At 72.2% G+C, this 14,245-nt stretch carries 13 protein-coding genes and 1 pseudogene; 5 read left to right on the forward strand and 9 right to left on the reverse strand.

Annotation, left to right across the window (positions count from 1 at the left end):
* Positions 1-2: 2 nt before the first annotated feature.
* Positions 3-368, reverse strand: a complete 366-nt coding sequence (locus ACZ6S4_RS19425) for a hypothetical protein (RefSeq protein ID WP_465476269.1) — start codon at positions 366-368, stop codon at positions 3-5.
* Positions 365-1,378 (reverse strand): SseB family protein, encoded by a 1,014-nt coding sequence (locus tag ACZ6S4_RS19430; RefSeq protein WP_465476371.1) that lies wholly within the window; start codon positions 1,376-1,378, stop codon positions 365-367. Before ACZ6S4_RS19430 ends, ACZ6S4_RS19425 begins: the two co-directional genes overlap by 4 nt.
* 748 nt (positions 1,379-2,126) lie before the next feature.
* Between ACZ6S4_RS19430 and ACZ6S4_RS19435 the strand changes: the two genes are divergently transcribed.
* Positions 2,127-2,372 carry a hypothetical protein gene (locus tag ACZ6S4_RS19435; RefSeq protein ID WP_465476379.1) on the forward strand — a complete coding sequence of 82 codons (246 nt, stop codon included), beginning with the start codon at positions 2,127-2,129 and terminating at the stop codon, positions 2,370-2,372.
* Between the two features lie 1,400 nt (positions 2,373-3,772).
* On the opposite strand, the pseudogene ACZ6S4_RS19440 reads toward ACZ6S4_RS19435, so the two are convergent.
* From ACZ6S4_RS19440 to ACZ6S4_RS19450, 3 genes and pseudogenes are all read right to left on the reverse strand, one after another.
* Positions 3,773-4,168 (reverse strand): annotated as a pseudogene (locus tag ACZ6S4_RS19440) (SseB family protein); the annotation flags it as partial.
* 251 nt (positions 4,169-4,419) lie between these two features.
* Positions 4,420-4,713 (reverse strand): WXG100 family type VII secretion target, encoded by a 294-nt coding sequence (locus tag ACZ6S4_RS19445; protein ID WP_360821557.1) that lies wholly within the window; start codon positions 4,711-4,713, stop codon positions 4,420-4,422.
* A gap of 24 nt (positions 4,714-4,737) precedes the next feature.
* The gene (locus tag ACZ6S4_RS19450) at positions 4,738-5,073 is read right to left on the reverse strand and encodes a WXG100 family type VII secretion target (RefSeq protein WP_465476270.1); all 336 of its coding nucleotides are present in this window, start codon (positions 5,071-5,073) and stop codon (positions 4,738-4,740) included.
* A gap of 301 nt (positions 5,074-5,374) precedes the next feature.
* Here ACZ6S4_RS19450 and eccE point away from each other — a divergent pair, with 301 nt between their 5' ends.
* The 3 genes from eccE (at position 5,375) to rarD (ending at position 9,061) form a co-directional block, all read left to right on the forward strand.
* Positions 5,375-7,237 (forward strand): type VII secretion protein EccE, encoded by a 1,863-nt coding sequence (eccE, locus tag ACZ6S4_RS19455; RefSeq protein WP_465476271.1) that lies wholly within the window; start codon positions 5,375-5,377, stop codon positions 7,235-7,237.
* 402 nt (positions 7,238-7,639) lie between these two features.
* Positions 7,640-8,023 carry a phage holin family protein gene (locus tag ACZ6S4_RS19460; protein ID WP_433723949.1) on the forward strand — a complete coding sequence of 128 codons (384 nt, stop codon included), beginning with the start codon at positions 7,640-7,642 and terminating at the stop codon, positions 8,021-8,023.
* A 90-nt stretch (positions 8,024-8,113) separates the two neighbouring features.
* Entirely contained in the window at positions 8,114-9,061 is a 948-nt protein-coding gene (gene rarD / locus ACZ6S4_RS19465; RefSeq protein WP_465476272.1) for an EamA family transporter RarD, read from the forward strand.
* Positions 9,062-9,074: 13 nt separating this feature from the next.
* Here the strand turns inward: rarD and ACZ6S4_RS19470 are convergent, their stop codons facing one another.
* The 3 genes from ACZ6S4_RS19470 to ACZ6S4_RS19480 form a co-directional block, all read right to left on the reverse strand.
* Complete coding sequence (locus tag ACZ6S4_RS19470; protein WP_465476273.1) at positions 9,075-9,782, reverse strand: anti-sigma factor family protein; 708 nt, start codon at positions 9,780-9,782, stop codon at positions 9,075-9,077.
* Positions 9,779-10,273: a sigma-70 family RNA polymerase sigma factor gene (locus ACZ6S4_RS19475; protein WP_246595245.1), complete on the reverse strand. Its 495-nt coding sequence runs from the start codon at positions 10,271-10,273 to the stop codon at positions 9,779-9,781. The genes ACZ6S4_RS19470 and ACZ6S4_RS19475 overlap by 4 nt, the downstream gene beginning before the upstream one ends.
* Positions 10,274-10,384: 111 nt before the next feature.
* Positions 10,385-11,179, reverse strand: coding sequence for an IclR family transcriptional regulator (locus ACZ6S4_RS19480; RefSeq protein ID WP_465476274.1), 795 nt, complete (start codon positions 11,177-11,179; stop codon positions 10,385-10,387).
* A 153-nt stretch (positions 11,180-11,332) separates the two neighbouring features.
* Between ACZ6S4_RS19480 and ACZ6S4_RS19485 the strand changes: the two genes are divergently transcribed.
* The gene (locus ACZ6S4_RS19485) at positions 11,333-12,544 is read left to right on the forward strand and encodes an MFS transporter (RefSeq protein ID WP_465476275.1); all 1,212 of its coding nucleotides are present in this window, start codon (positions 11,333-11,335) and stop codon (positions 12,542-12,544) included.
* A 131-nt stretch (positions 12,545-12,675) separates the two neighbouring features.
* Here ACZ6S4_RS19485 and ACZ6S4_RS19490 read toward each other — a convergent pair whose 3' ends face one another.
* Positions 12,676-13,668 (reverse strand): polyprenyl synthetase family protein, encoded by a 993-nt coding sequence (locus ACZ6S4_RS19490; RefSeq protein WP_465476372.1) that lies wholly within the window; start codon positions 13,666-13,668, stop codon positions 12,676-12,678.
* Positions 13,669-14,245 lie beyond the last annotated feature (577 nt).

Raw genomic sequence — 14,245 nt, forward strand, 5'->3', positions numbered from 1 at the left:
CGTCAGACGCGGTGCTCATAGAGCTGGGTGACCTCGTGCGCCGGCGCCCAGCCCTGGTAGACCCCGAAGTCGAACTCCTCCAGGCCCAGCTCACGGGCGACCGGCGCCCGGCCACCGGTGTACTCCAGGCGCAGCCAGTTGTCGGCCTCGGCGAGCACGATGAACGGCTCACCGCGCCATGAACAGGTCGTGCGGATGTAGACGAGCTCACCGAACTCGCCGGGCTTGAGCACCCGGACGAAGCGACCGGGCCGCACCTCGGTGAAGCCGTCGGCGGGCTCGGGCGCATAGACCCGCACGTTCTCCCCGTCGGGCGCGGCGTCGTACTCCCGGCCGTGCCAGTTGACCACGTACCCGTCGCGCATCACCGCTCACCGACCCGGCGCCACACCGGCGCGTCACAGTCGAAGACGGCGATCAGCTGCTCGGCGCCGTCGGCGATCCGCCACAACTGCGCACCGTGCGGCAGCCGCACACTGTCCACCTTGAACTCCGCGATGACGTCCTTGCCCTCACCGGGGGCGAAACCGTTGCCCCGGAACGGTGGGCGCTCGATGACCCAGCCGTCCATGGCCCGCAATGCCTGTTCGCTCTGGCCGCCGTACGGGATGCGGTAGAGGCTGGGCCGGTGCGCCGGCCAGCGAAGCACAAAGGCCTCCTTGGCATCCGCCTGATAGGGCGAACCGTCGTAGACCAGCCCGAGCGCCGAGAAGAGCTCGCCCGGCGCCCGCAGATGCTCAACCTCACCGGCGCGGTGCACGAACCCGGCGACCCGGTCGTAACCCCGCTCGAGGTAGTAGTCGATCTGCTCGGCCGGCACAGCCTTCTGCATGACGGTGAGCTGCGCGGTCGGCTCAGCAGGCCGCTGCGGCAACTCAGCGGGCGCGTCGATCGGGTCGCCGCCGAGCCCGGCCTCCACGGCCCAGCTGGCCAGCGCGATGACCTGCGGGCCGGGATACCTGGCGCCGATCGGCGAGGTCGGATTGACCGCGAACGACCAGGCCGGGTCGGGCCAGTTGCGGATCAGATCGACGAAGCGGACCCCGACCGTGCGGGTCGGCTCGGCAAAATGCTCGGCGAGCCGGTCCCGGCTGGTGAAGACGACCAGGAACCGGTCACCCTCGATCTCCTCGGTCCGGAACGCAAAACCGGACTCACCGGGAGCGCTGCCGGGCCGCGAGTTGTGCGCGACGGGAACGAGCACGGTGGCGAGCAACAAGGTGGAGAGGAAGGAATCGGTGCTGGCCTCATCGACGGCGCGGTAGAGGTCGCGCTCGACCTCGTTCGCCGGGACGAAGTCTTCCTCGAAGTCGTCGCCGGTGTCGCCGGTCATGCCCGGGCCGGTCATGCCCGAGGTTGCCGCGGTCGGGCCGGTCACGCCTGGGCCGGTCGCGCCTCCGCCTGTCGCGCCTCCGCCTGTCGCGCCTCCGCCGATCGGGCCTCCGCCGGTTGCGGCTGAGTCGGTCGTGGCTGGGCCGGTCGTGGCTGGCTGCTGCGGGTCGGTGCTCGGCTGAGGGCTGGAGGTATCGCGGCTGTCGGAGGAGGTTTGCGGCTGGTCGGTCGAACCCTGTCGGTTCTGCGCGTGATCTTCCGGTGTGGGGGCATTCCGGGGTCGATCAGCGGGTGCAGGGGTGGCCGGCCGCTGGTCGGTCTGTCCCGATGTAGCCGACCGCTGGTCGGTCAATCCGGGTGTACCGGACCGCTGATCCGTTGAGCCCGGTGTACCCGGCCGCTGGTCGGTCGATCCCGGTGTACTCAGCCGCTGGTCTGTTGATCCCGGCGTGGCCGGCCGCTGGTCCGAGGATCCGGGCCTGGCGGACCGCTGATCCGTTGAGCCCGGCGTTCCCGACCGTTGATCCGTTGAGCCCGGCGTCCCCGACCGTTGATCCGTTGAGCCCGGCGTCCCCGACCGTTGATCCGTTGAGCCCGGCGTCCCCGACCGCTGGTCGGTTGATGCCGGCGGGATGGTGGGGCGAGCCGCTGCGGCCGGGACGTATGGGGACCGGCCGGCACCGCCCGCGCCGGGGATGACCGGTGGGGCCAACCCGGGCTGCGGCTGGCCGCCCTGCGACTGATCTGAACCACCCGGCTGATTCCCTCTGGCCGGCCCGGTCGAGGGCGTCTGGGTGGTCGACGGCTGGGCGGTCGACGGCTGGGCGGTCGACGGCTGGGCGGTCGACGGCTGGGTCGACGCCGGGTTGCGGTTCCCGGCGAGCGCCTGGGCGGCCGCGGCCATGGAGGAAGGCCGTTCCTCGGGCGGCGTGACCTGGCGGCGGGGCAGACCACCCGGGCCCTTGCTCTGGTCGTCGGCACCCGGCTCGACCCGATCCGAGGCGGCCGGCGTGGAGCCGGCCTCCTTGGCGGCGGCCTGACCGGCGAGCTTGGCGGAGATCGCGCCGTCACGCGCGGCGAGCTTGGCCGAGATCGCTCCGGTGCCGCTCACGGCCGGCTGATCCGGCGTCGCGTCGTCGGTGTCCGGCGGCGGGATGTGTGCGGGCAGGGGTGGCGTCTGAGCCATCGGCGTTCGCGTGGGTAGCGGCGGCGTGCTGCCGGAACCTGGGCTCCGCTCCGCCGAGGAGCCGCCCCGGCTGCCCAGAGCATCGAGCGCGCTGGGAGCGGAAGCAGACCGCGCAGGCACCCCGGAGCTGTCGGCACGTGCTGGGCCACTCGGGGGCAAGGTCGGCGGCCGGTAGGCAGCAGGCACGTCACCCGCGGACCGGCCCGGCGCCGCAGGCTGGGCCGAAGTACCGGGTCCAGAACCGCCGGACTCCCCCGCGAACGCGCTGGGCTCCCGCGCGCCACCAGGTCGACCACGATCATCAGACTGATCGGCGTAGCCTCCAGGCTGGTCGGCGTAGCCACCCGGCTGGGCCGGACGAGCACCACCAGACGTGCCGAAGCCGTTGAACTGCCCGCCGGGAATCCCACTGTCCTGCCCGGCCGGAGTGCCCGGCACGCGGGAGGGAAGCCCACTCGGCAGCACCGCACCCGGCGTCCGCAGCGGCAGTCCACCCGGACCGACCTGTCCACCGGAACCGGCGTCGGCCGGCTGCCCAGCCTTCGAGTCGGAGTAGCGGCTTCCAGGCGTGGCCCCACCGGCATACCCGGAACCGGTCGAAGCCGCCGACCCCCCGGGCGCAGCCGAACCGGCCACAGCGCCACCTGAGACCGCGCCACCGGACCCAGAACCGCCATAAGCAGGGCCACCCGAGGTGGCACTGCCATAAGCGGAACCACCAGGACCAGAACCACCGGACGCGGGATCGCCGTAGGCCGAGGCCCCGGCACCGCGATCAACCGAATCGGATCCACCGGGACGAGACCCACCGAGACCAGACCCACCCGGACCCGATCCGCCCGGACCCGATCCGCCATAAGCCGGACCGCCCGAGCCGGAACCGCCCGGACCCGAACCGCCATAAGCCGGACCGCCCGAGCCGGAACCGCCCGGACCCGAACCGCCATAAGCCGGACCGCCCGAGCCAGAACCGCCCGGACCCGAACCGCCATAAGCCGGACCGCCCGAGCCGGAACCGCTGTAAGCCGAGCCGCCCGGGTCGGGACCGCCATATGAGGCGTCACCGGAGCCGGGAGCGTCTGACCCCGGAGCACTGTACGAAGGCGCCGGGCTGCCCTGGATCGGCCCGCCGGACGCCGGAGCCGCATAGTTCGAGGCGTTGTAGCCCTGAGCCGCCGCCGTCGCCGCCAGGGTTGCGGCTGCGTGCAGGTCCTGGATGCGGTTCGGGGCGTTGCTGCCCGCCGGGCCCGGGCCGCGGGTCGGCAGGCGCAGGTCACCCCGGGAGAGCTGGGCCACGAACCAGGCCGGCAGGTATCCCTCGATGGGCAGGCCGGGGTTGACCGCCAGCCACCATTCGAGGTTCGGCCAGGTGTCGGCCAGTTCCGCGTACGCGACGCGGCGAGCCGAGCCGGTGTAATCAGCCAGGCAGGCCTGCAGCGCAGACGGCGAGGTGAAGGCGAGGACGTGCGTACGGCCGCCGGTGCTCCACGTGCCCCAGCCGAGCGGGGCGAGGCCGGCGAGGGCGTCGGCCGAGACCGGAAGGAGCAGGTCGACACCGGCGAGAATGCGGAAGTAGGACTCCTGGTCGTCGGTGCGCAGTGCGTTGCGCATCGCGATCTCGGCGTCCGTAGCCGGTTCCCACTCGGTCACGTCCACCTCTCCCTTCGCGGCGAACGGGCCATCTCAACGCGTACAACCTACAAGGTCAGGCCACGATCACAATGGGCGGCTGTACGCATACAGCCGAGAAGGTGTCCAGCGGCGTCATCGGTGCCCGTCAGAGCATGATTGTGTCGCGCAACGATACTGCCCGATGACCCGGGGTAGCCGACCCGGCCGGTGACACGGAAACGGCCGGAACGAGATGTCCCGGCCGTGCCGCGAGATGGGTGCCTCGGGACTCAGAGGAAGCGCTTCTCCGCGCTGCTCTCCGTCGCCGCGTAGTCCTGCGCGGACTGCTCGACGGCCATCTGGATGTCGCGGAGGATGTTCTTGAGGTCGGTGGCGGCATTTGTCCACTTCAGCTGACGCTGGTGGTACGCCGTCTGGGCCTTGCCCTCCCACGTGTCCACCAGCGGACGCGCGACGGAGTCGAGGTGGCTGAGCTTGGTGTCGAGCTCGTTGACAGCCTTGTTGATGTCGACGCCGGCCTGAGCCAGGGAACTGAAGTTGACGCGAAGCAGACCGTCACTCATGTCGTGCTCCTTTCCAGGTCGGAGTTAGAGGGGAAGGCTGACGCCGCCGCCACCGGACTTGGTCACCAGGCTGGCGGCCGAGGAGTCGGACGCGTCGTAGCCGGTGCCGGAGGTCTTGATCGACTCGGCGGTGTCGGCGAGCGCCTTGTTGAGCTGCGCGAGGTCCTGCTGGTACTGGTTCTTCACGGACTCGAACGCCCGGCCACCGCTGCCGACCCAGGCCGACTGCAGCACGGAAAGCTCGTTCATGAGCTTCTTCAGCATCCTGGTCAGCTCGTGGTTGACCTGGTCGAACTCACCGGCAACCTTCGCCATGTCCCCGGAATTTGCCTGCGTCGTCTCGGACACCCCGGACGTCACCCCGCTTTCTTGATCGTCTGTCTCGCACCGGGTCCGGTATGGATGAGCCCCGTTGGACGAGCCCTGCTGGACGAGCCCGGGTGCGCTGACGTGGCCCTCAGATTAACCGCTCCCGCACAGTGGTGGGGGGCGGCCCTGAGCTGCCGTTCATTCATTGCCGTCGCTGAGGGTAACGGGCCGGACGCAGCCACGGTAGTCCCGTCGGACAACCTGTGGATATCGACGCCGCCCCCTGCGTACGCGACGCGCGCCATACGATGAGGCCGCTCAGGCAGCGATTCAGGGAGAGGCGGGCGCGACGGTGACGGCAGACCTGGTGGGTGGCCGGGACTTCCCCGAGCTGAGCGGCGCGGGCGAGCGGCTGCCGAAGGTACGCACCCAACGTGTCCGACATGGACGATTGTTCGGTATTCGCACCGGTCAGTGGGTCAGCACTCAAGTAGCGGCCGTCGCCTTACTCGTCGGTGCTCTGAACGGCCCGATCGCGCTCGCCGCCGCGGCCTTCGTGGCGATCGTGCTGCTGGCTGTCACGTGGCTGCGGCTGCGTGGCCGTTGGGCGTTCGAGTGGCTCGGCACGGCGATACGCTTCGCCGGCCGCCGGCACACCGCGCCGGCCGCGGACGGTCCGGCCGCCCTGCTCGAGTTCGTCGCGCCCGGCGCCCGCATCGAGCAGACCGAGCTCGCCGGCGACCCGGCCGCGGTCATCGTCGACGGCTACGGCCTTACCGCCGTGCTGGAGCTGGGCGACCCGAACGGCCTGCTCGCCGAGGAGACCGTGATCCTGCCGTCCCCCGCGGGCCTGCTGCCGCCCACCGGCGCCGAGCACCCGCCGTGCCGCCTTCAGCTCATCCTCGTGGGGGCGCCGGCCCCGTCGCTGCGGGCCGGCGGCGGCACCCCGGCGAACTCGTACCGTCAGCTCACCGATGGCCGCCTGCTCGGCCACAGCCGGGCCTTGCTGGCCGTGCGCGTGTTGCGTGCCGAGGGCTGGCCGGAGGAGGACCTCCGGCGGGCCCTGTCCGGTCTGGTCCGCAAGCTGCTGCGCCGGCTCGGCCCGACGCCGGCCCGGCCGCTCGGCGAGGCCGCGGCCCTGCGGGTCGTCGCCGAGCTGGCCCACGACGACGGTATCGGCGCGGCCCAGGAGACCTGGCCCGGCCTGCGCGTGGGCAGCCTGACCCAGGCCACGTTCCGGCTGCGCCGCTGGCCCGACCTGCGCATCGAGACCTCCCGCCGGCTGGTGGCCCGGATGCTGACCCTGCCGGCGGCCGCGACGACGGTCGCGCTGGGCGTCGGCCCACGCTCCGCCACCGGTACGGACACAGCCACCGACCTGACCGTCCGGCTGGCCGCCCCCGACACCGCGGCCCTCTCCTTCGCCACGCAGGCCCTGCGCAAGCTGCTCGCCGGCGAACACGCCACCGCCCGCCGGCTCGACGGCGAGCACCTCGACGGACTGACCGCCACCCTGCCGCTGGGCATCCCGACGAGCCCCGGGCTCCCCGGCCGGCCCAGCCCGGACGTGGCCCGCACCGACCTGCTCGACGACCTGCAGCTCCCGATCGGCAACGCCGGCCTGATGATCGGCAGCAACCGCAAGGGCGAGCCGGTGATCGCCCGGCTGTTCCGGCCCGAGCAGACCCGGGCGCTGCTGGTCGGCGGCGTGCGCTGCGCCCAGCTGGTGGCGTTGCGGGCGATGGCCCTGGGCGCCCGGGTGGTCGTGCAGACAGCGCGCCCGCAGGCCTGGGAGCCGTTCGTCCGGGGCGCGGCAGTGCCCGGTGAGGCGATCGCGGTCATCCCGCCGGGCCGGGCCGTGGAGATTCCGCCGGGCTCGGCGCTGCACCCGCTGCTCGTGGTGGTCGACATCGGCCCGGTCGGCGCCGACAACCGCCCGGGCGCCGGCTGGCAGGCCACGCTGGTGGTCCGCGACGACTTCAGCCCGGCCGACGCCGACGCGGCGTCCCGGGCCGATCTGCTGCTCGTGCAGCCGCTGCGCCCGGAGGAGGCGGCCCTCGTGGGCGCGGCCCTGGGGCTGGGCGAGGCGGCGAAGTGGCTGACCCAGATCCGCGCCGACATGGTCGGAGTGATCAACCGGCGGGCGGTCCGCTGGGCGGTGCTCTCCCAGACCCCGATCGAGGCCCAGCTGATCGGCTCACCGGTCCGCGGCTGACCAGACCCGGCTGACCAGGCCCGGCCGACCAGGCCCGGCCGACCAGGCCCGGCTCACCAGGGCCGGCCGACTACGGCCCGGCCGACCAGGCCCGGCTGACTACGGCCCAGCCCACTACGGCACGGCCGACCAGGCCCGGCTCACCAGGCCCGGCCGACTACGGCCCGGCCGACCAGGCCCGGCTCACCAGGCCCGGCTCACCAGGCCCGGCCGACTACGGCACGGCCGACCAGGCCCGGCCGACCAGGCCCGGCTCACCAGGGCCGGCTGGATCCGGGCCGGGCTCATCCGGCCGGCCGGCCGAGCCCGGCGAGCGACGCCGGTGGATCGAGCGCAACGACCTGGACAAGATCGTGGAGTGTCGCCCCGCCGGGTGGCCCGGCCATGGCACCATCCCGTGCCATGGGCATCCTCATCCGGCTGGTCATCACCGCCGTATCGCTGTGGATCGCGACCGTGGTGATCGACGGCATCCGCCTCACCACGGACTCCCTCGGGGGTCAGATCGGCGCGCTGCTCGCCGTCGCGGCGATCTTCGGGATCGTCAACGCGGTGTTGCGCCCGATCATCAAGACCATCGGCTGCGGGCTCTACGTGCTGACCCTGGGGCTCATCTCCCTGGTCATCAACGGCCTGCTGTTCCTGCTGGTCAGCTGGATCGCCGGGCAGTTCGACCTGCCGTTCCACGTGGACGACTTCTGGCCCAGCGCGATCCTGGGCGCCCTGCTGGTCGGCGTCGTGAGCTGGGTGCTCAACATGCTGGTCCCGGACGGCGGCGACGACTGAGCCGGGCGCGGGCCGCCACCGTCCGATTGGCCTGGTGAGCTAGAACATAAGCAAGGAGCGGACCCGCCGCGGGCACCTTACGGTGAGTGCATGGGCGAGGAACGGCGAGGCTATCTGTACGGCCTCACGGCGTACGCGTTGTGGGGTTTCTTTCCGATCTACTTCAAGCTGCTCGCACCCTCCCCGCCGCTGGAGATCCTGGCGCACCGGGTGATCTGGTCCGTGGTGTTCATCAGCCTCGTGCTGCTCGCCATGCGCAACCTGCACTTCCTCGGCCGCATCGTGCGCGACCGCCGGCTGCTCGGCGGCATCACCCTCGCCGCCGTGCTGATCGGCGTGAACTGGGCGACCTACATCTACGGGGTCAACTCCTCGCGGGTGGTCGAGACAGCACTGGGCTACTTCATCACGCCGCTGGTCGTCGTGCTGCTCGGCGTGACTGTGCAGCGCGAGCGGCTGCGGTTGTGGCAGTGGATCGCCATCGGGTTCGGCGCGCTGGCCGTCGCGGTGCTGACCGTCGACTACGGGCACCTGCCGTACATCGCGCTCGTGCTGGCCGCCAGCTTCGGGTCGTACAGCCTGATCAAGAAGCGGCTCGCGTTGCCGCCCGCCGAGGGCCTGTTCATCGAGTCCGCCGTACTGGCGCTGCCCGCGCTGGGCTACCTGGGCTGGCTGAACGCGACCGGCGGCGCGGAGTTCGGGCATGTGTCGGCCTGGCACACGGTGCTGATGCTGCTGGCCGGCGTCGCTACCGCCGTACCGTTGATGCTCTTTGCCGCCGCGGCCAACCGGGTGCCGCTGGTCGGCATCGGCATCCTGCAATATGTCGCGCCGATCCTGCAGCTCGCCTGCGGGGTGCTGCTCTTCCACGAGCCGATGCCGCCGGCCCGGCTGGCCGGCTTCGCGCTGGTCTGGGTCGCGCTGATCATTTTCACCGTGGACGGCCTGCGAGGCGCCCGGGCCGCCGCCAAAGGGAGGACGGCGGCCGCCTCAGCGGCCGCCACCGCCGAGCCGGCCGCCGCCCTTCCGCCGCGCTGACGAGCAGAACCCGTCAGGGCACGTCGTAGGAGAGCAGGGTCCGGTCATCCGTACGCACCAGCGCCAGCCGGGAGAGCGTCCCCGCGGTGAAGTGCGTCAGGCCGGACATCTTGACCTCTTTGCCGGGTGACGCCGTCCACGAGCCGAGCTGCTCGCTCTCGTCGTCGGGCCCGTACGCCATGAGCCGGATCGTGTACGGCTCCGACGCCGCGTCACCCTTGTTGTAGAAGCAGATCAGGTTGATCCGGGTGCCGCCGCCGGCCGAGGCCAGGTTGATCCGGGCGGTCACCGGCACACGTTCGTTGGCCGGGGTCATCGCGACCGTCGGGCCCGGCACCGACGGGTCCGGTGGGGCCCCGCGGCCCATCCAGAACACGGCGCCGATGCCGACGACCAGCGCCAGGCAGGCCGCGGTCAGCGCCGAGCCGAGCACCCGCCAGCGGACCCGGCGGCGTTCCTCGCGTCGCGTGGACTGCGCCGCCATGACCAGGTCCGGCATGCTGTTGCGCCGGTTCCGGGGCGGTGGCAGGTCGGGGGCGAGCAGCTTCTCGAAGTCGTCGGGGTCGAGCCGGCCCAGCAGGCCGGGCAGGACAGCGATGTCCGCCACGGCCTCGCGGCAGAAGGAACAGGTGGCCAGGTGCCGCTCGTAGGCGGCGCGCTCGGCGGGCGACAGGGCGCCGAGGACGTACGCGCCGTCGTCGTGCTCGTGGTCGCATCTCATCCCGTCACCCCCATCTCGTCCAGAACCAGGCGCAGCGAACGCAGTGCGTAGTGCGTGCGCGACTTGACCGTGCCGGGCGGCACCCCCAGCCGCGCGGCGGCCTCGGCCACCGAACGCCCCTGGTAGAAGCACTCCACCAGGACCTCGCGGTGACTCTGGGACAGCCGTCCCAGGGCTTCCGCGACCGTCCAGGCCTCCACGGCCCGGTCGGCCTCGTCCGCGCTGGGCGGCGGCTCGGGAATCATGTCGGTGACCACCTCGCCCACCCGGACCGACCGGCGTCGCCAGGCGTCGATAGCCAGGTTGCGCGCGGTGGTGAACAGCCATGACCGCACCGCGCCGCGTTCCGGGTCGAGCGCTTCCGGGTAGCGCCAGGCCCGCAGCAGCGTTTCCTGCACCAGGTCCTCCGCCCGCTGCCGGTCGCCCCCGGAGAGGCGTACGGCGTGCGCGAACAGTGCTTCCCCGTGCTCGTCCTGCAGCGCACGCAACAGCTCGGCATCCTGATCCTCCAAGCCTGCCGACCTCCTCCGCGCGTTCCAACCCGTACTACGTGCAGTGGGGTCGGGCGGTTCAACGGAGTCTTAAGCCGGCAGTTCAGCAGGTCAGGCGGTGGCGGCGTCCCCCGTGGAGAGGGCTTCGGCGACGCTGCGGGCGGCGGCGGTGAGCTTGGCCCGGACCACTCGAGCGGAGGTCAGCATCTCGGCGGCCGGCAGGGCGCAGGCCAGCACGAGCCGGCGTTCCATGTCCCGGTCGGCGACGACGTTGACCGCGGCACAGGCCAGGCCCTGGCGGAACTGGCCCATCTCCAGCTGCATCCCGCGGCGCTCACCGGCGGCCAGGTCGGCCTCGAGCGCCTCCGGTGAGGTCAGCGTGGCCGGGGTGAACGCCCGCATGCCCCAGTCACGCAGATAACGGGCGCGCTGGTCGGCGGTGAGCGTGGCGAGCAGCGCCTTGCCGAGCGCGGTGGCATGACCGCCCTCGTCGAAGCCGGGCACCATGTCGTCCATGAACGGCGACCGGGCACCCTCGGCGGACGCGGTCACCGCGATCCGGCCGCCGACGAAGCGGCCCAGATAGTGGCTGTAACCGGTCTCGACCGCGGCCCGGCGCAACGCCTCACCGACGGACGGCGGCCCGCGGAAGGCGGAGACCAGTTCACGGTACCGATCCGCGATCTCCAGACCGACGATGTAGGTGCCGTCCTCACGACGGATCACGTAGCCCTCGTACGCCAAGGTACGGACAAGGTGATACGTCGTCGCAACGGTCAGCTCGCATCGCCGAGCGATCTGTTTCACGGTGAGTCCGCGCGGGGCCCGACCCACCGATTCGAGTACACGCAAGGCGCGTGACACGCTCCGGATGAGATCTGACGGCTCCGCCAGGGGGTCGCGCACAGCCACCTCCGACGCCGGGGACTTACACCATATGAATAATCTTCCTCCGACGGAATGCCTGAAGCGTGTCGACCATGACTGATATCTACGCGACGTGTGGTCATTAACACTCACCGTCTTGGCTCACGCCGGTCCGGGCATACTCTCCGACTGATGGCCGAACTACCGATCACCCCTGGCGGAACCGCCGCGACCAGCGCGAACGCGGTAACCCCGCGGCGGGCCGTGACGAGCGCCCTCACCACCACCATCGCCTGTTCGGTCCCGGTATTCCTCGTCGGCGGTCTCGCGGTTCAGATCAGCGACGAACTCGGATTCAGCCCGGCGGGACTGGGACTGGCGGTCTCGTCCTACTTCGGCGCCAGCGCACTCGCCTCCGTGCCGGCCGGCGCGCTCGTGGAACGCTACGGCTCGACCACGATCGCCCGGGCCGGCATCTCCCTGGCGGCGGCGTCCCTGCTGACGATCGCGGTCGCCGCCCGCTCACTGTGGAGCCTCATCGCGATCCTGGCCCTGGGCGCGGGTGCGAACGCCATGGGCCAGCTGGCGAGCAACACCAGCCTGTCCCGGCACGTACCGGTCCGGCGGCAGGGGCTGTCGTTCGGCGTGAAACAGGCGGCGATCCCCGTCAGCTCGTTGCTCGCGGGCGCGGCCGTACCGGTGGTGGCTCTGACCCTGGGGTGGCGGTGGGCGTTCGTGTTCGCCGCAGCCGGCGCGGTCGCCGCGCTGTGGCTCGTCCCGGTCGAACGCGAAGACGGCCGGGCGGCCAAGGCCGCCGGCGGCGAACGGGCCACGGCGGCGCTGATCGTGATCGGCATCGGCGCGGCCCTGGCGGCCGGCTCCGCGAACGCGCTGGGGACGTTCCTGGTCGACTCGGCGGTCGCGGACGGCGTCGCGCCCGCCCCGGCCGGGCTGGCTCTGACGCTGGGCAGCGCGGTCGGGATCGCCGCGCGGACCGTCGGCGGCTGGCTGGCCGACCGCATGCCGGACCGGCAGATCAGCGTGATCGCGGCCATGCTGACCGTGGGCGCGGGGGGCCTGGCGATGCTCGCGGTGCTCAACACGGCGACGCTGATCGTGGGGGTCGTGCTGGGCTTCGGGCTCGGGTGGGCGTGGCCGGGGCTGATGAACTTCGCCGTGGTCCGACTGCACCCGCAGGCGCCGGGGGCGGCCACGTCGATCACGCAGACCGGCGTGTATGCGGGCGGGTGCATCGGGCCGCTGGGGCTGGGGGCGCTGGCTGCGGCGGCCGGCTACCCGACGATGTGGACGGTGGCGGGGATCGCGATGCTGTGGGCGGCGGGGGCGATGGTGCTCGGGAGCCGCATGCTGCGAAGGCACGCGAACCGTGCGGCGGTGGCCTGAGACGGCGGCTGACGCCCCGAACGGGCCGGCCCTGCGATCTTCGCTCGGCTCGCTGGCGCAGCGGCTCTCAGCCTGAGCGAGCGGGGGCGGTCGGCTCAGCTGGTGCGGTCGGCTCAGCTGGTGCGGTCGGCTCAGCTGGTGCGGTCGGCGATGAAGTCGCAGAGGGATTCCATGGCCTGGCGCGGTGAGCCCTGCGGCAGCGGCGCGAGCTGGGACCGGGCTTCCTCCGCGTACGTCCGGACGGTTTCGCGGGCCCGCTTCATCGCGCCGGACTCGCGGAGCAGGCCCAGCGCCTCGGCGTGCAAGGCATCGTCGACCAGCGGCCCGGAGGCGAGCAGCTCACGAAGCCGCACGGCGGAGGCGTCGGTGTCGTCGCCGGCGAGGGCGTAGAGGACCGGCAGGGTCGGGACGCCTTCGCGGAGGTCGGTGCCGGGCGTCTTGCCCGACTGCACCGACTCCGACGCGATGTCGAGGAGGTCGTCGGAGAGCTGGAATGCGATGCCGATCGTCTCGCCGTACCCGGTGAGGGCCTCGACCTGCTCGGGGGTGACGCCGGAGAAGAGGCCGCCGAAGCGCGCCGACGTCGCGATGAGCGACGCGGTCTTCTCGGCGATGACGCCGAGGTAGTGCTCGATCGGATCGGAACCACGCGGCCCGGCGGTCTCGGCGATCTGGCCGTGCACGAGCCGGGCGAACGTCCGCGCCTGCAGCCGCACCGCCTCGGGCCCGAGCGACGCGGCGATGTCGGCCGCCCGCGCGAAGAGATAGTCGCCGACGAGAATCGCGACGGAATTGCCCCAGCGAGCGTTGGCGCTGGGAGCGCCGCGCCGCACGGTGGCCTCGTCCATGACGTCGTCGTGGTACAGCGTCGCGAGATGGGTGAGCTCGACGACCAGGGCGGCCGGGACGATCTCGGGCCGGGTCGGGTCACCCATCTGCGCGCCCAGCGCAAGAATCAGCGGCCGGAACCGCTTGCCACCGGCGTCCATGAGATGCCGGGCGGCCTCGGCCACAAGCGGATCGGCACTGGCGACATTGCTGCGCAGCGCATCCTCCACAACAGCAAGCGTCGCCGACACCGACGCGTCGACCGCAGGGTCGATGTCGAGGCCGAACGACGTCAGCGCGCTGTCCCGGGTGCTCACCACACTTTCACGATGCCATACGACCCCGACCCGGGCGGGCCCAGGGGTCCCACCAGCAAGATCAAAAAGAGCCCGAAGGTACGGATCGGGAAAAGTCCCCTCCGCGCAGGCCACGGCGTGGGTGCCCGCTCCCGCTGATCAGGCTGCTGCCGGCCGGGTCGCCGCGCAGGGTGGGCGAAATCACCGCGCCCACGGAAAGATGGCACACCCGTCTGCGCCGCGGCCCGGCCGGCTCTGGGGCTCTTCGGCAGTTGGTCGCGACGCCGTGATGCATGCGGGGCGGCCAGGGCTGCACACGCGGGAGGGGCCGCGGCTGCGCTTGCTGGATGGCCTCGGTTTGCTGGTTGCTACCGGGGCGACTTGGCAGGTGCGGGAGCGCGGCCGTCGTGGCGCAGCAGCGCGGTAGCGGTTGCCGGATGGCGAGGCTGGCTGTCCGGCGCTGCGGGCGGGGCGCGGGCAGCGCGGGCAGCGCGGGCAGCGCGGGCAGCGCGGGCAGCGCGGGCAGCGCGGGCAGCGCGGGCAGCGCGGGCAGCGCGGGCAGCGCGGGCAGCGCGGG

It is taken from the genome of Actinoplanes sp. NPDC051405, assembly GCF_055586185.1.

What these genes read in the sequence shown, in the direction of transcription:
- ACZ6S4_RS19445 (WP_360821557.1), bottom strand. Translation starts at nt 4,713, where the DNA reads ATGAGTGACGGTCTGCTTCGCGTCAACTTCAGTTCCCTGGCTCAGGCC.
- ACZ6S4_RS19470 (WP_465476273.1), bottom strand. Translation starts at nt 9,782, where the DNA reads ATGAGATGCGACCACGAGCACGACGACGGCGCGTACGTCCTCGGCGCC.
- ACZ6S4_RS19485 (WP_465476275.1), top strand. Translation starts at nt 11,333, where the DNA reads ATGGCCGAACTACCGATCACCCCTGGCGGAACCGCCGCGACCAGCGCG.
- rarD (WP_465476272.1), top strand. Translation starts at nt 8,114, where the DNA reads ATGGGCGAGGAACGGCGAGGCTATCTGTACGGCCTCACGGCGTACGCG.
- ACZ6S4_RS19460 (WP_433723949.1), top strand. Translation starts at nt 7,640, where the DNA reads ATGGGCATCCTCATCCGGCTGGTCATCACCGCCGTATCGCTGTGGATC.